General features: G+C 73.5%; 14 protein-coding genes and 1 rRNA gene. 7 read left to right on the top strand and 8 right to left on the bottom strand.

The window, feature by feature from the left end; genetic code table 11:
* Positions 1–76: ribosomal RNA gene (gene rrf / locus ACFWOG_RS30725) — 5S ribosomal RNA — on the top strand; the annotation flags it as partial.
* Positions 77–175: 99 nt separating this feature from the next.
* Here the strand turns inward: rrf and ACFWOG_RS30720 are convergent.
* Both ACFWOG_RS30720 and ACFWOG_RS30715 read right to left on the bottom strand, forming a co-directional pair.
* Entirely contained in the window at positions 176–652 is a 477-nt protein-coding gene (locus tag ACFWOG_RS30720; protein WP_380362214.1) for a GNAT family N-acetyltransferase, read from the bottom strand.
* A 178-nt stretch (positions 653–830) separates the two neighbouring features.
* Positions 831–1,619, bottom strand: a complete 789-nt coding sequence (locus ACFWOG_RS30715) for a VOC family protein (protein WP_380362212.1) — start codon at positions 1,617–1,619, stop codon at positions 831–833.
* Positions 1,620–1,744: 125 nt separating this feature from the next.
* Here ACFWOG_RS30715 and ACFWOG_RS30710 point away from each other — a divergent pair, with 125 nt between their 5' ends.
* From ACFWOG_RS30710 to ACFWOG_RS30700, 3 genes are all read left to right on the top strand, one after another.
* Complete coding sequence (locus ACFWOG_RS30710; protein WP_329874382.1) at positions 1,745–3,988, top strand: ATP-dependent RecD-like DNA helicase; 2,244 nt, start codon at positions 1,745–1,747, stop codon at positions 3,986–3,988.
* A gap of 224 nt (positions 3,989–4,212) precedes the next feature.
* Positions 4,213–5,502: a citrate synthase gene (locus ACFWOG_RS30705; protein WP_329874384.1), complete on the top strand. Its 1,290-nt coding sequence runs from the start codon at positions 4,213–4,215 to the stop codon at positions 5,500–5,502.
* 559 nt (positions 5,503–6,061) lie between these two features.
* Positions 6,062–6,781, top strand: coding sequence for an SDR family NAD(P)-dependent oxidoreductase (locus ACFWOG_RS30700; protein WP_380362209.1), 720 nt, complete (start codon positions 6,062–6,064; stop codon positions 6,779–6,781).
* 105 nt (positions 6,782–6,886) lie between these two features.
* Here ACFWOG_RS30700 and ACFWOG_RS30695 read toward each other — a convergent pair whose 3' ends face one another.
* The 3 genes from ACFWOG_RS30695 to ACFWOG_RS30685 form a co-directional block, all read right to left on the bottom strand.
* A complete protein-coding gene (locus ACFWOG_RS30695; protein WP_380362207.1) occupies positions 6,887–9,214 on the bottom strand; it encodes a heavy metal translocating P-type ATPase in 2,328 nt (775 codons plus the stop codon).
* Positions 9,215–9,286: 72 nt separating this feature from the next.
* The gene (locus ACFWOG_RS30690; protein WP_329881953.1) at positions 9,287–9,505 is read right to left on the bottom strand and encodes a heavy-metal-associated domain-containing protein; all 219 of its coding nucleotides are present in this window, start codon (positions 9,503–9,505) and stop codon (positions 9,287–9,289) included.
* Positions 9,506–9,786: 281 nt separating this feature from the next.
* A complete protein-coding gene (locus ACFWOG_RS30685; protein WP_380362206.1) occupies positions 9,787–10,734 on the bottom strand; it encodes a PrsW family intramembrane metalloprotease in 948 nt (315 codons plus the stop codon).
* A gap of 162 nt (positions 10,735–10,896) precedes the next feature.
* On the opposite strand from ACFWOG_RS30685, the gene ACFWOG_RS30680 reads away from it, so the two are divergent.
* Positions 10,897–12,072: a PP2C family protein-serine/threonine phosphatase gene (locus ACFWOG_RS30680; protein WP_329881955.1), complete on the top strand. Its 1,176-nt coding sequence runs from the start codon at positions 10,897–10,899 to the stop codon at positions 12,070–12,072.
* Positions 12,073–12,123: 51 nt separating this feature from the next.
* On the opposite strand, the gene dhaL is transcribed toward ACFWOG_RS30680, so the two are convergent.
* A complete protein-coding gene (gene dhaL / locus ACFWOG_RS30675) occupies positions 12,124–12,777 on the bottom strand; it encodes a dihydroxyacetone kinase subunit DhaL (protein ID WP_329949361.1) in 654 nt (217 codons plus the stop codon).
* Positions 12,778–12,806: 29 nt separating this feature from the next.
* A complete protein-coding gene (gene dhaK / locus ACFWOG_RS30670) occupies positions 12,807–13,802 on the bottom strand; it encodes a dihydroxyacetone kinase subunit DhaK (RefSeq protein WP_329949362.1) in 996 nt (331 codons plus the stop codon).
* 133 nt (positions 13,803–13,935) lie between these two features.
* On the opposite strand from dhaK, the gene dhaM reads away from it, so the two are divergent.
* On the top strand, positions 13,936–14,328 hold the full coding sequence (gene dhaM / locus ACFWOG_RS30665; protein WP_380362203.1) for a dihydroxyacetone kinase phosphoryl donor subunit DhaM: 393 nt from the start codon (positions 13,936–13,938) through the stop codon (positions 14,326–14,328).
* A gap of 37 nt (positions 14,329–14,365) precedes the next feature.
* On the opposite strand, the gene ACFWOG_RS30660 is transcribed toward dhaM, so the two are convergent.
* Positions 14,366–16,081 carry a bifunctional 3'-5' exonuclease/DNA polymerase gene (locus ACFWOG_RS30660; RefSeq protein WP_329949364.1) on the bottom strand — a complete coding sequence of 572 codons (1,716 nt, stop codon included), beginning with the start codon at positions 16,079–16,081 and terminating at the stop codon, positions 14,366–14,368.
* Between the two features lie 305 nt (positions 16,082–16,386).
* On the opposite strand from ACFWOG_RS30660, the gene ACFWOG_RS30655 reads away from it, so the two are divergent.
* Positions 16,387–18,411 carry a M3 family metallopeptidase gene (locus tag ACFWOG_RS30655; RefSeq protein WP_329949365.1) on the top strand — a complete coding sequence of 675 codons (2,025 nt, stop codon included), beginning with the start codon at positions 16,387–16,389 and terminating at the stop codon, positions 18,409–18,411.
* Positions 18,412–18,502 lie beyond the last annotated feature (91 nt).

The following is an 18,502-nucleotide window of genomic DNA, read 5'->3' as shown; positions in this document are numbered from 1 at the left end:
GAACCCGGAAGCTAAGCCTCACAGCGCCGATGGTACTGCAGGGGGGACCCTGTGGGAGAGTAGGACGCCGCCGAACAATCATTGTGGAGAACCCCCGTCCGGGATACGGACGGGGGTTCTTTGCGTTTCCGGGGCAATTCCGTACCGGTCTCGATCGGGACAGGCGACCCGGGATCTACAGCGCGAGCTTGAAGCCGAGGTGCGAAGCCACGAAGCCGAGCCGCTCGTAGAAGCGGTGCGCGTCGGTGCGGGTGGCGTCCGACGTGAGCTGGACGAGCTCGGCGCCGAGTTCACGGGAGCGGTCGATCGCCCAGTGGATCAGCTCGGTGCCGAGGCCCGAGCCGCGTTCGTCGGCGTGGATGCGGACGGCCTCGACGATGGTGCGGGTCGAGCCCTTCCGGGAGAGGCCGGGGACGACGGTCAACTGGAGGGTGCCGACGGTCCGGCCGGCGCGTTCGGCGACCACGAGGAGCTGGTGCGGGTCGGCGTCGATGCGGGCGAACGCGGCTCGGTACGGGGTGAGGTCGTCGGGGCTCTCGCGGGTGGCGCCCAGGGGGTCGTCGGCGAGCATCGCGACGATCGCGGCCAGGTCGTCGCCGGTCGCGCGGCGGATCGTCAGGTCGGTCGAGAGGTCGGTCGAGAGGGCGTTCATGATCACAGCCTAGGCGGCGCCCTGGAGGGCTCGTCCGCCCGGCCGTCACCCTGACAGGCGCGCCTTCACCCCGCAGGCCCGTGAGTGGCCCGGAGAAGGCCCTCCGGCGCCCTCGCAGGCGCCCCGTGCGACCGCCCCCAGGCCGTCCGGTCCGTACGGCGGCCCTGGTGACCGGCCGTCACCCGCCGGGCGGCACGCTGGTGATGACGGCGAGTGCGGCGCCGTGGGGGTCGGTGAGCCGGCCGAGCCGGCCGACGCCGTGCACGTCCGTGGCGGGTGTCCGGACGGTCGCGCCGAGCCGTTCGGCGCTGGCGAGGCAGGCGTCGACGTCGGGGACCTCGACGTAGGGGAGCCAGTGCGAGGAGGTGCCGGCGGCGGTCTGGCGGGGGTCGAGCTGGACGATGCCGCCGTGGGCGTCGTCGAGGCCGCCGTCCGGCGGGGTGAGGACGGTGTAGAGGGTCTCGCCGATCGGGACGTCCCGCTCCTGCCAGGCGAAGACCGTCCGGTAGAAGGTCTTCGCGGCCTCGGCGTCGACGCTGTGGCACTCCGTCCAGCAGAGGCTGCCGGGCTCGGTGACGGTGTCCAGGCCGTGGACGTCGTGCGGCTGCCAGACGGCGAAGTCGGCGCCGGCGGGGTCCGTGTAGCCGGCCGTCCGGCCGCTGGTGAAGACGTCGAACGGGGGGAAGCGGATGCGGCCGCCGGCGGCCGCGACGAGGTCGGTGGTGCGGTCCGCGTCGAGGGTGCGGAAGTAGATCGTCCAGGTGGGGCGCGTGAGGGAGTCGGTGAACGGGCCGAGGGCGGCGACCGTCCGGCCGGCCAGCCGGAAGAGGCCGTAGTCGGCGGCCGGGCCCGCAGAGGCGAAGGTCCAGCCGAACAGGGCGGTGTAGAAGGCCGCCGAGGCGGACGTGTCCGGGCTGGTCAGGTCGAGCCAGCTGGGGGAACCGGGACGGAAGGCGGTGGTGAGCACGGCGCACTGCTCCTCGGAACGCGGGCCCCCCTCCGTGCCCCCAGCCTGGCACCCCGGTCCGGAGTGTCGCACCCGGGCGGTACGGTGCGTAGCGGAAGTGGGCCCGGACGGTGAAGGGGAGCTCGGTGGCCAGGCAGACGCAGACCGGCACCGGAGAGGCGGCGGTGCCGCGCCAGCTCGCCCAGGTCGAGGGCGTACTGGAGCGGATCACGTACGCCAACGAGGACACCGGTTACACCGTGGCGCGGGTCGACACCGGCCGCGGGGCGAACGATCTGCTGACGGTGGTGGGTGCGCTGCTGGGCGCCCAGCCGGGTGAGTCGCTGCGGCTGCACGGACGCTGGGGGTCGCACCCGCAGTACGGGCGGCAGTTCGTGGTGGAGAACTACACGACGGTGCTGCCCGCCACGGTGCAGGGGATCCAGCGGTACCTGGGTTCGGGGCTGATCAAGGGGATCGGGCCGCGGTTCGCCGAGCGGATCGTGGAGCGGTTCGGGGTGGACACCCTGGACGTGATCGAGCACGAGCCGGGCCGCCTGATCGAGGTGCCGGGGCTCGGGCCGAAGCGGACGAAGAAGATCGCGGCCGCCTGGGAGGAGCAGAAGTCCATCAAGGAGGTGATGGTCTTCCTGCAAGGGGTCGGCGTCTCGACCTCGCTGGCCGTGCGGATCTACAAGCAGTACGGGGACGGCTCGATCGGGGTGGTGAAGAACGAGCCGTACCGGCTGGCGTCGGACGTCTGGGGCATCGGCTTCCTCACCGCGGACCGGATCGCCCAGGCGGTGGGGATCCCGCACGACAGCCCGGAGCGGGTGAAGGCGGGGCTGCAGTACGCCCTGTCGCAGAGCAGCGACCAGGGACACTGCTACCTGCCGGAGGAACGGCTGATCGCGGACGGGGTGAAGCTGCTCCAGGTCGACGTCGGGCTGGTGATCGACTGCCTGGCGGAGCTGGTGGCCGCCGAGGGGGTGGTGCGCGAGCAGGTGCCGGGCGAGGGGGGCGAGCCGATCACGGCGGTCTACCTGGTGCCGTTCCACCGGGCGGAGATCTCGCTGGCCAACCAGTTGCTGCGGCTGCTGCGGTCGGACACGGACCGGATGCCGTGGTTCGGTTCGGTGGACTGGCCGGCGGCGCTCGGCTGGCTGGCACAGCGGACGGGGGTCGAACTGGCGCCCGAGCAGGAGCAGTCGGTGCGGCTGGCGCTGACCGAGAAGGTCGCGGTGCTGACGGGCGGTCCGGGCTGCGGCAAGTCGTTCACGGTGAAGTCGATCGTGACGCTGGCGCTGGCGAAGCGGGCCAAGGTGGTCCTGGCGGCGCCGACGGGCCGGGCGGCGAAGCGGCTGGCGGAGCTGACCGGGGTGGAGGCGTCGACGGTGCACCGGCTGCTGGAGCTGAGGCCGGGCGGGGACGCCGCGTACGACCGGGACCGCCCGCTGGACGCCGACCTGGTGGTGGTGGACGAGGCGTCGATGCTGGACCTGATCCTGGCGAACAAGCTGGTCAAGGCGGTGGCGCCGGGGGCGCACCTGCTCTTCGTGGGGGACGTCGACCAGCTGCCCTCGGTGGGGGCCGGCGAGGTGCTGCGGGACCTGCTGGCGGAGGGCGGCCCGATCCCGTCGGTGCGGCTGACCAGGATCTTCCGGCAGGCGCAGCAGTCGGGGGTGGTGACCAACGCGCACCGGATCAACGAGGGCCTGCCGCCGCTGACCGAGGGCCTGCCCGACTTCTTCCTGTTCGCGGAGGACGACGCCGAGCTGGCGGCGGGTCTGACGGTGGACGTGGTGGCGCGGCGGATCCCGCAGCGGTTCGGTTACGACGCCCGGCGGGACGTCCAGGTGCTGGCGCCGATGCACCGGGGTCCGGCGGGGGCGGGGAACCTCAACACGCTGCTCCAGGCGGCGGTGACGCCGGCCCGGGAGGGGCTGGCGGAGCGGCGGTTCGGCGGTCGGACGTTCCGGGTGGGGGACAAGGTCACGCAGATCCGCAACAACTACGACAAGGGGCGGAACGGGGTCTTCAACGGCACAGTGGGAGTGGTGACCTCGCTCAGCGTGGACGACCAGCGGTTGACGGTCCTCACCGACGAGGACGAGGAGGTGCCGTACGACTTCGACGAGTTGGACGAGCTCGCGCACGCGTACGCGGTGACGATCCACCGGTCGCAGGGGAGCGAGTACCCGGTGGTGGTGATTCCGGTCACCACGTCCGCCTGGACGATGCTCCAGCGGAATCTGCTCTACACCGCCGTGACCAGGGCACGGAAACTCGTTGTGCTGGTCGGGTCACGGAAGGCGATCGGACAGGCCGTCCGCAGTGTCAGTGCAGGTAGGAGGCATGCGGCGCTGGACCACAGGCTCGCGGCTGGATGATTCTCCAAGGGATGGTTGCCTCTATTGTTCTCTTGACGTGAAGAGATTTACGGCAGAGCCTGGGGTGGTGCCGATCTTGTCCGGTTCGTACCGGCGGCGGCGGCAGGTTTTGTAGGGGCGGGCCCTTTCGGGCCACCCCGGGTGCGCGGCTGTCCTCCGGATGGGGGATGGTAGAGGCAGTCAGGGCACCTTGGAAGAGGATTCATTTCGTCGGTGAGGAAGACGTGAGCGACAACTCGGTAGTACTGCGGTACCAGGACGGCGAGTACGAGTACCCCGTCGTCGAGAGCACTGCGGGCAACGCCGGCTTCGACATCTCGAAGCTGCTCCCGCAGACCGGCCTGGTCACCCTGGACAACGGTTTCGGCAACACCGCCGCCTACAAGTCCGCGATCACCTTCGTGGACGGCGACAACGGTATCCTGCGGTACCGCGGTTACCCGATCGAGCAGCTCGCCGCCAAGGGCGACTTCATCGAGACCGCCTACCTGCTGATCAACGGCGAGCTGCCGAACGCCGACCAGCTGGCGGAGTTCAACCGCGAGATCACCCAGCACACCCTGCTGCACGAGGACGTCAAGCGCTTCTTCCAGGGCTTCCCGCGGGACGCCCACCCGATGGCGATGCTGTCCTCGGTGGTGGGCGCGCTGTCCACCTTCTACCAGGACAGCCACAACCCGTTCGACGCGGCCCAGCGCCACCTGTCGACGGTCCGCCTGCTGGCGAAGCTGCCGACCATCGCGGCCTACGCGTACAAGAAGTCGGTCGGCCAGCCGTTCGTCTACCCGCGCAACGACCTGAGCTACGTCGAGAACTTCCTGCGGATGATGTTCGCCGTCCCCGCCGAGGACTACGAGCTCAACCCGGTCATCGTCAACGCGCTGGACAAGCTGCTGATCCTGCACGCGGACCACGAGCAGAACTGCTCGACCTCCACCGTCCGCCTGGTGGGCTCCAGCCACGCGAACCAGTTCGCGTCCATCTCGGCCGGCATCTCGGCGCTCTGGGGCCCGCTGCACGGTGGCGCCAACCAGGCCGTGCTGGAGATGCTGGAGAGCATCCAGCAGGACGGCGGCGACGTCGACGCCTTCATCACGAAGGTCAAGAACCGCGAGGCCGGCGTCAAGCTGATGGGCTTCGGCCACCGGGTGTACAAGGCCTTCGACCCGCGCGCCGCGCAGGTCAAGCTGCTCGCCCACGAGGTGCTCGGCCAGCTCGGCAAGTCCGACGAGCTGCTCGACATCGCGCTCAAGCTGGAGGAGCACGCGCTCAAGGACGACTTCTTCGTCTCGCGCAAGCTCTACCCGAACGTGGACTTCTACACCGGTCTGATCTACCGCGCGATGGGCTTCCCGACCAGCATGTTCACCGTGCTGTTCGCGCTGGGCCGGCTGCCGGGCTGGATCGCCCACTGGCACGAGATGATCAACGACCCGACCAGCCGGATCGGCCGTCCGCGCCAGATCTACACCGGCGTGGAGATCCGCGACTACGTCGAGCTCGACGCCCGCTGACGCACGTCCCGACGCCGATGCGCACGCCCTGACACCGGTGACACGAGGGCCCGGCCGCTTTCCGCGGCCGGGCCCTCGTGCGTGCCCCCGCGGCGCGCCGGAGCGGGCGCGGGGGCGTCGAACGTACAGCGCACGACTCCGGGGCGGTCGTCGTCAGGGACGGCCGCTCAAAGCGTCCCTGGCCCCGTCACACCCCGGCGTCGTGCGCGAAGGCCGCCGAAGTCGGCGACCGACCCGGGGCCCGCCGGAGCCCCGTCGGCGGCAGCGGTGGCCGCGCGGTGACGTGATGCCGTTCGCCACGTCTCCGCCCACCGGAAAAACTGCCGCACTACCAACCTAAGACGTATCAGGGTGTGAGAAGTTACGCCCGGGGGGTGTGAGCTGCCTCTCGCCACGCTCCGTGTGCGCGCGGTGCCCGGCCCATACCACACGTTTCGGCGGAGGTGACGTCACCCTCCCCGCAGTCACGGCAACCTAGCGTGATAGGAATCGTGGCATTCCGGTACGGACCGCCCCGCACCTCGCAGCGTGGCGGCGGAGCTGGGGAGGGAGTGCGCAGATGACCAGGAACGTCGTTGTCACCGGCGGTGGCACGGGAATCGGGTACGAGGTGGCGCGGCGGTTCGCCGAGGCCGGCGAACGGGTCGTGATCGTCGGTCGCCGGCGTGCGGTGCTGGAGCAGGCCGCCGCCGCCCTCGGGCCGAACGTCACCCCGCTGGTCTGCGACCTCGCCGACCCGGACGCCGTCGAGGCCGCGCTCGCCGAACTGCCGGAGCGCGTCGACGTGCTGGTGAACAACGCCGGCAGCCGGGAGACCGTGATCGGGGCCGGTCCGCACGCCCTGCTGGCCCGCTGGCGCGGCGACTTCGAGCGCAACGTGCTGACCGTGGTGCTGCTCACCGAGTCGATCCGGGACCGGCTCACGCCGGGTTCCGGCCGGGTGGTCACCATCAGTTCGATCGCGGCCCTGCGCGGCGCCGGCTCGTACGGGGCGGCCAAGGCCTCGCTGCACGCCTGGAACAACTTCCTGGCCGCCCAGATCGGCACCTCGGGCATCACCGCCAACATCGTCGCCCCGGGGACGGTCGCGGGCACCGAGTTCTTCGGCCCGCGGCTGGACGACGCGGAGGTCTCGCGGCGGGCGGCCCGGACGCTGCTCGGGCGGATCGGGGAGACCGGCGAGGTCGCGGCGGCGGTCCACTTCCTGGCCTCGGAGGAGGCCGGGTTCATCACCGGAGAGATCCTGCACTGCAACGGCGGCGAGTTGCTCGGCCGCTGAGCGCGGGCGCGCCGCCGGGCGCGGGTGAGCTGCTCGGCCGTTCGCGGCCGGGAGCCCGCACCGCCTCGTGGTGCGGGCCCCCGGCGTCGGCGGGTCGGCCGGTGCTCAGGCCGCCTCGAAGCGGCGCAGCCGGAGGCTGTTGGTGACCACGAAGACCGAGGAGAAGGCCATCGTGGCGCCGGCGATCATCGGGTTGAGCAGGCCGGCGGCGGCCAGCGGGATCGCGGCCACGTTGTAGCCGAAGGCCCAGAACAGGTTGCCCTTGATGGTGGCCAGGGTCCGGCGGGAGAGCCGGATCGCGTCGGCGGCCGAGCGCAGGTCGCCGCGGACCAGGGTGAGGTCGCTCGCCTCGATGGCGGCGTCGGTGCCGGTGCCCATGGCGAGGCCGAGGTCGGCCTGGGCGAGTGCGGCGGCGTCGTTGACCCCGTCGCCGACCATGGCGACGACCCGTCCCTCGGCCTGGAGGCCCCGTACGGTGGCCACCTTGTCCTCGGGCAGGACCTCGGCGATCACGTCCTCGGCGGCGATGCCGACCTCGGCGGCGACGGCCTCCGCGACGGCCCGGTTGTCCCCGGTGAGCAGGACGGGCCGCAGACCGAGCGCCCGCAGGTGTGCGACGGCCTCGGCGCTGGTCGGCCGCACCGCGTCGGCGACCTCCAGGACGGCCCGGGCCGCGCCGTCCCAGCCGACCGCGACGGTGGTCCGGCCGGCCGCCTCGGCGGCGCGCTTGGCCTCGGCGAGCGCCGCGGGCAGGGGGAGGGCGTGCTCGACCAGCAGCGCCTCCCGGCCGGCCACCACCGTGTGGCCCTCGACGACGCCCTGCACGCCGAGTCCGGGCAGGGACCGGAAGTCCTCGACGGCGGGCAGCGGGCCCACCTTCTCGGCGGCGGCCGCGGCGACGGCCGCCGCGACGGGGTGCTCGGAGGCGTGCTCCAGCGCGCCGGCCATCCGCAGGACCTCGGTCTCGGTGACGCCCTCCGCGGTGCGGACGGCGAGCAGGGTCATGCTGCCGGTGGTGACGGTGCCGGTCTTGTCGAGGACGACGGTGTCCACCTTGCGGGTGGTCTCCAGCACCTCCGGGCCCTTGATCAGGATGCCGAGCTGGGCGCCGCGTCCGGTGCCGACCATCAGCGCGGTCGGGGTGGCCAGGCCGAGGGCGCACGGGCAGGCGATGATCAGCACGGCGACCGCGGCGGTGAACGCCTCGGTCGGGCTGTCGGCGGCCAGGAGCCGGCCGACCAGGGTGCCCAGCGCGATCAGGATGACCACGGGGACGAAGACGGCGGAGATCCGGTCGGCGAGGCGCTGGGCGGCGGCCTTGCCGTTCTGCGCGTCCTCGACCAGCCGGGCCATCCGGGAGAGCCGGGTGTCGGCGCCGACCCGGGTGGTCTCGACCACCAGCCGGCCGCCCGCGTTGACGGTGGCGCCGGTGACGGCGTCGCCGACCGCGACCTCGACCGGAACCGACTCGCCGGTCAGCATCGAGGCGTCCACGGCGGAGGCGCCCTCGACCACCACCCCGTCGGTGGCGATCTTCTCGCCGGGGCGGACCACGAACCGCATGCCGACGGCGAGCTGCGTCACCGGCAGGCGGACCTCGCGGCCCGACTGGAGGACGGTCACGTCCTTGGCGCCGAGGTCCAGCAGCGCGTGCAGGGCGGCTCCGGCGCGGCGCTTGGAGCGGGCCTCCAGGTAGCGGCCGAACAGGATCAGCACGGTGACGGCGGCGGCCGTCTCCAGGTAGAGCATGGAGGAGGCGTCGGCGTCGCCGACCGAGAACGAGAACTCGTGCCGCATCCCGGCCATGCCCGCGTCGCCCCAGAACAGGGCCCAGAACGACCAGCCGAAGGCGGCCAGGGTGCCGAGCGAGACCAGGGTGTCCATGCTCGCCGCGCCGTGCTTGAGGTTCGTCCAGGCGGCGCGGTGGAACGGCAGTCCGCCGTACACCACCACCGGGCCGGTGAGGGCGAACGCCAGCCACTGCCAGTTGGTGAACTGGAGCGACGGGATCATCGACAGCATGGCCACCGGCACGGTGAGCACGGCGCTGATCAGCAGCCGGTCGAGCAGTGGATCGGCCGGGGGCGGTGCGCCCGCCGCGGACGCCCCGGTCCCGGTGGTCGGGGTGGCGGGGGCGGCCACCGGCGGCGGGGGGAGCTCGGCGGTGTAGCCCGTGTTCTCGACGGTGGCGATGAGGTCGGCCACGGTCACTCCGGGCGCGTAGTCGACCCGCGCCTTCTCGGTGGCGTAGTTGACGGTGGCCTCGACGCCGTCCATCCGGTTGAGCTTCTTCTCGATCCGGGCCGCGCAGGCGGCGCAGGTCATGCCGCCGATCGACAGTTCGACGCGCTCCCGGACGTCTGCCGGGCCGTCCTGACCGGCTATGGCGGTGGCCGCGTCCGGGGATGCGGAGCCCGAGGTGGAGGTGCTCATGTGCTGATCAGCTCCTTGGGGAGGGGCGCGGCGGGGGAGCGGGGTCGCCCGGCCCCGCCGCGCGGCGGGGGCTCAGACGGACCGGCCGACCAGTTCGTAACCGGCCTCGTCGACGGCGGCGCGTACCAGCTCGTCGTCCAGCGGGGAGGCCGCGGAGACGGTGACCGTGCCGGCCTTGGCGTCGGCGGACACGTCGGTCACGCCGGCCAGGGTCGAGAGCTCCTTGCTGACCGAGTTCTCACAGTGGCCGCAGCTCATGCCGGTCACGGAGTAGGTGATGGTGCTGGACATTCGGGGCCTCCGAAAGGTTCGCTACGGCCGCGAGCGTACGCCCGGGTCCTGCTTCTGATGACACCATACCCACAGGGGGTATTCCGTAGGGATACGGATAATGTGGTGTGGATCGCATTCGGGATCTTCCCGGAGTGCGGTCCGAGAGCAGAGCGTAGGCGTCCGGGCACGCTGTGCCCGAATCCGCGCCGTGACGTGGGCGGATTCGAGCGCCGTGGGCCCGGGTGTTCGAACCGTGGCGTCGTCGGGGCGCCGCCGGCGTGCGCGGCCGGCCCGTCGGGTCAGCCCCTGGTCGGGGCGGCCGGGTACTGGGCGGGGATCGGGCTGGGTCGCTCGCTGCGGACCAGCAGCCGCAGCCAGAGCAGCCCGCCGAGCGAGACCGCGACCAGGCCGGCGGTGTCGTAGAGGGTGTAGAGGTGGGCCTGCTCGCCGGTCGGGGCGGGGATGTAGCCGAGGTCGAACAGGGCGCGCTGCCAGTTGGCCGCGGTGGTCTTCGCGACCAGCCAGACCGCGATGCCGCTCATCGAGTCCCAGAGCGCGTGCAGCAGTGCGACGCCCAGGTAGGTGAGCGCGACGGGGGTGGTGAAGCGGAAGCGCCCGGCGCGCCGCTCGCGGAAGAGCACCCCGCCGAGGATCGCGGTCCAGAGGATGTGGCCGACGGGCGCCAGGACGCCGCGCAGGACCTCCGTCTCCACCAGGTTCCTGAGGGAGAGTCCCTGGATGCTGAGCACCGCGTTGAACGCGTAGCCGGCGCTCTCGAAGGCGGCGAAGCCGGCGCCGACGGTGGCGCCCAGGACCAGGCCGTAGCGCAGGCCGCTGACCCGCAGCCGTCGGCTGACCATGATCAGGGCGCCGAGTTTGACCGCCTCCTCGATCAGGCCGACGCCGACGTACATCCAGACCGACGGGGAGAGCAGGTACGTCTCCAGGACGGAGGCGCCGAGCACGCCGATGACGCCGCCGATCCCGAAGCAGGCGAAGATCCGGTCGGCGCCGAGGTCGGCGGCGTACCGCTCGTACGCCCAGACCGTCACGGTGGCGGGGACGAGGAAGCTGCCGAGCAGGACGACGGTCGGCACCAGGTTGCTGTTGCCCGTGAGGAAGGTGACGGCGACGGTGGCGATCCAGAGCAGCGCTCCGACCAGGAAGATCCTGGGCCACTGGGCGGGGCGGGCCGCCGAGCGGGCGGGGGGTGCGGAGGTGCGGGGGGTGTGGCGGTATCCGGACACCGGTGGAGGCCTCCCTTGCGTGAGCCGCTTTCGTCGCACTGTATGACAAATCGGACTCTTTGGTACGTTTTGGACGAGTGGGATGAGTGCGGTCGGGCTAGCCGGGGCCCGCCGGGCCGGGGTGCGCAGGTGGGGTTGTTGATCGTCCGTTATGTTCGATATGTGTCTCCGTACCGCCGAGCCCAGTCGCCCTCCGTCCCGACGGGCAGCGGGCTGTCCTGGGCCCGACGACGCGGCGTCCTGCTGGCGGTCGACCTCCAGGACATCCCGTTCTGGCGCCGCGCCTCGCCCGCGCTGATCGCGATCCTGCTGGTCGGGCTCACCGACCTGATCTCCGGCCGGGACCGCTACCTCGCCCCGCTGATGACGGTCGTGCCCAGCATCGCCGCCCTCACCCTGCGCCCGCTCGAACTGCTCGCCGTCTGCCTCCTCGGTCTGCTCGCCGTCTTCGGCCTCAGCCACTACGACGAGGTCGACACCCTCAACGACGCCCGCTTCCTCTGGGGCGCGATGATCAGCTACCTGCTCCTCACCCTCTTCTCCGCCCTGGTCGCCAAGATCCGCATGAACCGGGCGGCGGCGTTCGCGGCCGTCAGCTCCGTCGCCGAAGCCGCCCAGCGGGCGCTGCTCCGGCTGCCCGGCCCGGTCGTCGGACCGCTGCACCTCGCCGTCCGGTACGTCTCCGCCGCCGACGCCTCGGGGATCGGCGGTGATCTGTACTCGGTGCTGGAGACCCCGCACGGGACCCGGGTCGCCGTCGGCGACGTCCGGGGCAAGGGACTCGGGGCGGTGCAGACCGCCGCCGTCGTGCTCGGTGCCTTCCGCGAGGCCGCGTACGACGAGACCGGGCTGCGCGGCGTGGCGGCCCGGGTCGAGGCGAGCGTCGACCGGCACGTGCCGGACGGTGAGTTCACCACCGCGCTGTTCGCCGAGTTCCGCACGCCCGGGGTGGTGGAACTGCTCCAGTACGGTCACGTCCCGCCGATCCGGGTGGACGCGGACGGCGGGGCGCACGTCCTGGACGCGCCCGACCCGTGGGTGCCGCTCGGCCTCGGCCGGCTCGCCACCGGTGAGCCCGCCAGCTGGGGGCAGCCGTTCGGCACCGAGGACGTGCTGGTGCTCTGCAGCGACGGCGTGATCGAGGCCAGGCATCGCCGCAACGGCGAGTTCTACCCGCTGGCGGAGCGGGTCGGCCCGCTGGTCCGGGGCGCGGCCCGCTCCTCGGCGGAGCTGGAGGCGGCGGTCGGCCGGGTCTACGCCGACCTGCTGGAGCACACCGGCGGGGAGCTGCGGGACGACGCGCTGCTGCTCCTGATCACCCGGACGGACGGCGGGTAGGCCGGTCCTGCCGTCCGCCGTCCTGCCGCCCGCCGTTCGTCGCCGGCCGTCCTAGCCGGCGCGCGAGGCAGCCTCGGCCAGTGCCCGGAAGACCAGCGCGGTGGAGGTGGCGCCCGGGTCCTGGTGGCCGACGCTGCGCGGGCCCAGGTAGGAGGCGCGACCCTTGCGGGCCTGGAGCGGCACGGTGCCCAGGGCTCCCCGCTCCGCCCCCTCGGCCGCCGCCGCGGCGGCCTCCGGCAGACCGGCGCCGCCGGCCACCGCGTCCCGGTAGGCGGCCAGCGCGGGCGTCCAGGCGTCGACGATGGTCTTGTCACCGGGCTCGGCCTTGCCGAGGTCCCGCACCGCGCGCAGGCCGGCGGCCAGGGCCTCGCCGAGCGCCGCCGCGTCGACCGGGCCTCCGCCGGGCCCGGGCAGCGCGGCCCCGACCGCCCGGAACGCCTTGCCGTACAGCGGGCCGGAGGCGCCGCCGACCTTGGAGATCAGCGTGGTGCCGGTCCTGGTCAGCACCGCGCCGGGCCCGGTCGGCTCCAGGCCGTCCAGGGCGGGCAGCACGGCGGCGAAGCCACGCTGCAGATTGCTGCCGTGGTCGCCGTCACCGATCGCGGAGTCAAGCTCGGTGAGCCGCCCCTGCTCCTCCTCGACCGAGGCCGCGATCGCGCGGATCCACGCCTCGGCGAGCGGGGTGTCGAATTCCATGCCGGTCATTCCTCCTCTTCCTTCCCCCGTGCCGCGGGTCAGGCGCGCTTCAGGGCCGGGGTGTCCACCGGGGCGTCCCACAGGTCCAGCAGTTCCTCGTCGGCCTTGGTCAGGGTGACCGAGAATCCCGCCATGTCCAGGCTGGTCACGTAGTTGCCGACCAGGCTGCGCGCCACCGTGATGCCGTGCTCGGCCAGCCTGGCGACCACCTCGCCGAAGACGATGTACAGCTCCAGCAGCGGCGTCCCGCCCAGGCCGTTGACCAGGGCGATCACCTCGTCCCCGGCGGTCAGGTGGCGGTCGGCGAGGATCGTCTCCACCACCTCGCCGGCCAGCTCGCGGGCCGGGCGGAGCTTCTCCCGGCGGCGGCCCGGCTCGCCGTGGATGCCCACGCCGACCTCGATCTCGTCCTCCGGCAGGTCGAAACCGGGCTTGCCCGCCGCCGGGACGGTCGCCGCGGTCAGCGCGATCGCGAACGAGCGGGAGGCCGCGTTCACCCGGCCGCCCAGGGAGGCCACCTCGTCCAGCGTGGCACCGCGCTCGGCCAGCGCGCCGGCGATCTTCTCGACCAGCACCGTCGCGCCGGTGCCGCGGCGGCCGGCCGTCCAGGTCGAGTCCTCGACCGCGACGTCGTCGTCGACCAGCACGGTGCGGACCTCCAGGCCCTCCTCGGCGGCCAGCTCGGCGGCGAGCTCGAAGTTCATCACGTCGCCGGTGTAGTTCTTCACCACGAGGACCACGCCCGCGCCGGAGTCCACCGCCCGGGCGGCGGCCAGCACCTGGTCGGGGACGGGCGAGGTGAAGATCTCGCCCGGGCAGGCCGCGTCCAGCATGCCGGGGCCGACGAAACCGCCGTGCAGGGGTTCGTGGCCGGAGCCGCCGCCGGAGACCAGGGCGACCTTGGACGTGCCCGGCCGCGCGGCGCGGGTGATCACCCGGTTGGCCACGTCCACCGTCAGCTCCGGGTGCGCGGCCGCGAATCCGGCCAGCGCGTCCTCCAGGACGGTCTCCGCGGCGTTGATGAGCTTCTTCACGGCGTTGCGCTCCCCTCGGTAGACGGTGCTGACCCGACGCTACGCCAGGCGGGTGGTGCGGGCACGGATTCCGACACGCGGGGGAACGGCCGGTCCGGCTCACCCGGGTGGAGCAGCGCCGTAGGGTCGGGCCATGAGCGACTACGTGGGCATCGTCCTGGTCTCGCACAGCGCGCGGCTGGCCGCCGGGCTGAAGGAACTGCTGGGGGAACTCGCCTCGGACGCGGTGCGGGTGGTGGTGGCGGCCGGCACCGAGACGGGCGGGCTCGGCACCAGCTACGACCTGATCGCCCGGGCCGTCGCCGAGGCGGACGCCGGGGCCGGCGTGGTGGTGCTGCCCGACCTCGGGAGCTCGGTGCTGACCGCCGTGACCGTGCTGGAGGACGACCCGCGACCCGGCGTCGTCCTGGTCGACGCGCCGTTCGTGGAGGGCGCGGTCTCCGCCGCGGTGACCGCCTCGACCGGCGCCGCGCTGTCCGAGGTCGTCGCGGCGGCCGAGGAGGCCCGCGGCTTCCGCAAGCTCTGACGCCCGCCCCGGGCCCGGTCACCCGGCCCGCCCCGGGCTACTTCGCGTCGGCGTAGCACTCGACCACCGCGGTGGTGAGCGGGAACCGCACCGGTGTCTCCCCGAAGACCAGCCGCCGTGCCTCCTCCGCGGCCTCGCCGACGGCGGCGGCCACCTCGTCGGCCAGGTTGGCCGGGGTGTGCACCACCACCTCGTCGTGTTGGAAGAAGACCAGGTGCGGCCGGTCGCCCGGACCGGCGACCGGCAGGGCGTGGAGACGGCGGCGCAGCGCGGCCAGCAGGGCGAGGGCCCAGTCGGCGGCGCTGGCCTGGATGACGAAGTTGCGGGTGAACCGGCCCCGGGCGCGGGCCGAGCGCCCGCCGGCGTCGCCCGCCGTCTCCGGCGCCTCGGTCAGGTCGAGGAAGTCCGCCGAGGGCGGCGGGCAGGGCCGGCCCAGCCGGGAGGCGACCACGCCGCCGTCCTCGCCGGTGCGGGCGGCCGCCTCGACGTAGCCCATCGCGGCCGGGTAGCGGTGGTGCAGCGTGGTGAGCAGCGGCCCGATGTCGCCGCTGGTCTGGCCGTACATGGCGCCGAGCAGGCCCAGCTTGGCCTTCTCGCGGTCGCCCTGGAAGGCGTTGGCGGCGAGCGCCTCGTACAGGTCGCCGCCGGCCGCGGTGCGGGCCAGCCCGGCGTCCTGGGAGAGGGCGGCCAGGACGCGCGGCTCCAGCTGTGCGGCGTCGGCGACGACCAGCAGCCAGCCCGGGTCGGCGACCACGGCGCGGCGCAGGATGCGCGGGATCTGCAGCGCGCCGCCGCCCCGGCTCGCCCAGCGGCCGGAGACCACGCCGCCGACCACGTACTCGGGGCGGAACCGGCCGCCGCGCGCCCAGGCGTCCTGCCAGGCCCAGCCGTGCGCGGCGTGGATCCGGGAGAGCTCCTTGTAGCGGACCAGCAGGCTCGCTGCGGGGTGGTCCACGGCCTTCAGCTCCCAGGACCGGGTGGAGCCGAGCTGGATGCCGGCGTCGGCGAAGGCACGCAGCACCTGGCTGTGCGAGTCGGGGTTGAACGGGCGGCCGCCGAGCGCCTGCTGCAGTTCGGCGGCCAGCTCGGCGAGGAGCCTCGGCCGGCTGCCGGGCACGGCGGGGCGGGGGCCGAGCAGTTCGGTGAGCAGCCGGTCGTGGACGTCGGCGCGCCAGGGCAGACCGTCGTGCGCCATCTCGGCGGCGACCAGGGCGCCGGCCGACTCCGCGGCGATCAGCAGGCGGAACCGGGCCCGTGCGACCGGATCGGCGATCGCGGCGAGCCGGCGCTGCTGCTCGGCGTGCACGGCGACCACGGCGGCCAGCGGGTCGGCGCCGGGCGGCAGTTGCAGCCGGTCCGGGGCGAACAGGGTGTCCTGGCCGTCGCCGGCCTCGGCGGAGCCGGGCTCGGGCAGGTCGGCGGGGACGGGCCGGCCGAGGAGCCGGGCCCAGGCGGCGCCGAGCGAGCGCGGCGCGCCGAACCGGCCCTCGTGGGCCAGCAGCAGGGCCTCGACCAGCCGCAGGTCGTGACAGCGGGCGAGCCGGTCGGGCAGCTGTGGGAGCAGCGGCGCGTAGCCGGAGTCGGTGGCGGCCCAGACCCAGCGCGGGTGGTCGGCGGCCTCCCGTGCGGCGACGGCGGCGGCGAGGTCGGGCGCGGGGACGGGCGGGCCGAGCGGGGTACCCGCGTCGTCGAGCGGCTGGAGCCGGCCGCCGCGGCCGTGCGGGTCGGGGACGAGGGCGATCCGGGGTGTCACGGGGGGCTCCTTTCGTCGGGACGGGTGCCGTCCGAGGGGCGTACGGCGGGCGGAACTCGACGGTAGCGGGTGGGTGTGACAACCGGAGCGAGGCGGTCCGGGGCCGGTTCCCGGGCGTGGCCCCCGGGTGGTCCGCGGCCGGCCGCAGGAGCGTCCGGGGCGCCCCGGAGAAGGAGGGGAACGACGGGTCCGGGAGGTGCTTGCGCGGGGTGGCCCCGGGGGTCCGGGCGCACGGCGGGAGCGGTGCGCCCGGCGGGCGGGCGGGGACGTAGGCAGGGCCGATGACACCGCGTAGGGTCGGCGGAATGACCGAGAACCCGTTCTTCAGGCCGAGCACGCTGGCCTACGAACTGCCGCCGTTCGCCGAGATCCGGCCGGACCACTACCTGCCCGCCTTCGAGCGCGGGATGGCCGAACAGCTCGCCGAGATCGCCGCGATCACCGCAGACCCGGAGTCGCCGACCTTCGACAACACCCTGATCGCGCTGGAGCGCTCGGGGGCGCTGCTGCGCCGGGTCCGCGGGGTCTTCGACAACCACTCCTCCGCCGACACCACCCCCGAGGTGGACCGGATCGACGCCGAGATCAGCCCGCGGCTGGCCGCGCACCGGGACGCCGTCCACCTGGACGCCGCGCTGTTCGCCCGGATCGAGGAACTGCACGGGCGCCGCCACGCGCTCGGACTGGACGAGGAGTCGCTGCGCCTGCTGGAGCGCCGGCACACCGCCTTCGTCCGGGCCGGCGCCCGGCTCGGCGCCGAGCAGCAGGACCGGCTCCGCGAGCTCAACGCCGAACTGGCCGTCGGCGCCTCGGCGTTCCGCCAGAACGTGTCGGCGGACTCCAAGGCCCGGGCGCTGGTGCTGGACTCCGCCGACCAGCTGGCCGGCCTCTCGCCGGACGCGGTCGCCGCGGCGGCGGAGAACGGCCGCGCGCTCGGCCTGGACGGCTCGTACGTGCTCAGCCTGAAGAACTTCTCCAACCAGACCGAACTCTCCTCCCTCACCGACCGCTCGGTGCGCGAGCGCCTGCTCGCCGCCTCGCTCGGCCGCGCGGTGGACACCAACGGCCCGCTCGCGATCCGGATGGCCGCGCTGCGCGCCGAACGCGCCCGCCTGCTGGGCTTCGACACCCACGCCGCGTACGTGGTGGCGGACGAGACGGCCGGTTCGGTCGGTGCGGTGGACGCGCTGCTGGCCCGGCTGGTGCCGCCGGCGGTCGCCAACGCCCGCCGGGAGGCGGCCGAGCTGGGCAAGCTGGCCGCCGCCGACGGCATCGAGGAGATCGCCGCGCACGACTGGGCCTACTACGCGGAGCAGGTGCGGCAGGCCTCGTACCAGGTGGACGCGGGGGCGCTGCGCCCGTACTTCGAGCTGGAGCGGGTGCTCCGGGACGGCGTCTTCTTCGCCGCGAACCTGGCCTACGGGGTGACCTTCACCGAGCGGCCGGACCTCGTCGCGTACCACCCGGACGTCCGGGTCTTCGAGGTGTTCGAGGAGGACGGGGCCCCGCTGGGCCTCTTCCTCGGCGACTTCCACGCCCGGGAGTCCAAGCGCGGCGGCGCCTGGATGGACGAACTGGTCACCCAGTCGCACCTGCTGGGCCGGCGGCCGGTGGTGTACAACAACCTGAACGTGGCCAAGCCCGCGCCCGGGGAGCCGGTGCTGCTCTCCTGGGACGAGGTCCGCACGCTGTTCCACGAGTTCGGGCACGCCCTGCACGGGCTCTTCTCGGACGTGCGGTACCCGTACTTCGCGGGGACGGCCGTGCCGCGGGACTTCGTGGAGTTCCCCTCGCAGGTGAACGAGATGTGGATGGTCCGGCCGGAGGTGCTGGCCAACTACGCGAAGCACCACGAGACGGGCGAGCCGCTGCCGGCCGAGCTGGTCGAGCGGATCGGGGCGGCCGAGTCCTTCGGACAGGGGTTCCGGACCGTCGAGTACCTGGCGGCGGCGCTGCTGGACTGGGCCTGGCACACCCTGCCGGAGGGCCAGGAGGTGGCCGACGCGGAGGAGTTCGAGGCGGCGGCGCTGGCCGAGGCCGGGCTGGCGGTGGCCGCGGTGCCGCCCCGCTACCGGACCAACTACTTCGCGCACATCTTCGCCGGCGGCTACAGCGCGGGCTACTACGCGTACATCTGGTCGGAGGTGCTGGACGCCGACACCGTGGAGTGGTTCGAGGGGAACGGCCGGAGCGTGCGGGAGAGCGGCGAGGTGTTCCGCCGGGAGCTGCTCGCGCGCGGGGACGGCCGGGACGCGCTGGCCTCGTTCCGCGCGGTGGTCGGGCGCGACCCGGAGACCGGCCCGCTGCTGGCGCGGCGCGGGCTGGCCTAGGTGTTCTGACCCATGAGGTTGGGAACGCGGCTGGCGGGTGGCTTGCCTGCGAGTGCGGTGTGTCCGCGGTGGTGATTGTAGGTGTGGAGCC

It is taken from the genome of Kitasatospora sp. NPDC058406 (assembly GCF_042722765.1).
GTDB lineage: Bacteria > Actinomycetota > Actinomycetes > Streptomycetales > Streptomycetaceae > Kitasatospora.
The sequence above is the reverse complement of the archived record's forward strand: the minus strand, read 5'-3'. Positions and strand labels throughout refer to the sequence as shown.

Excerpts from the sequence above, each read along its gene's own strand:
- ACFWOG_RS30720 (WP_380362214.1), bottom strand. The coding sequence starts at position 652 with ATGAACGCCCTCTCGACCGACCTCTCGACCGACCTGACGATCCGCCGC.
- ACFWOG_RS30700 (WP_380362209.1), top strand. The coding sequence starts at position 6,062 with ATGACCAGGAACGTCGTTGTCACCGGCGGTGGCACGGGAATCGGGTAC.
- ACFWOG_RS30695 (WP_380362207.1), bottom strand. The coding sequence starts at position 9,214 with ATGAGCACCTCCACCTCGGGCTCCGCATCCCCGGACGCGGCCACCGCC.
- ACFWOG_RS30690 (WP_329881953.1), bottom strand. The coding sequence starts at position 9,505 with ATGTCCAGCACCATCACCTACTCCGTGACCGGCATGAGCTGCGGCCAC.
- dhaL (WP_329949361.1), bottom strand. The coding sequence starts at position 12,777 with ATGACCGGCATGGAATTCGACACCCCGCTCGCCGAGGCGTGGATCCGC.
- dhaM (WP_380362203.1), top strand. The coding sequence starts at position 13,936 with ATGAGCGACTACGTGGGCATCGTCCTGGTCTCGCACAGCGCGCGGCTG.
- ACFWOG_RS30655 (WP_329949365.1), top strand. The coding sequence starts at position 16,387 with ATGACCGAGAACCCGTTCTTCAGGCCGAGCACGCTGGCCTACGAACTG.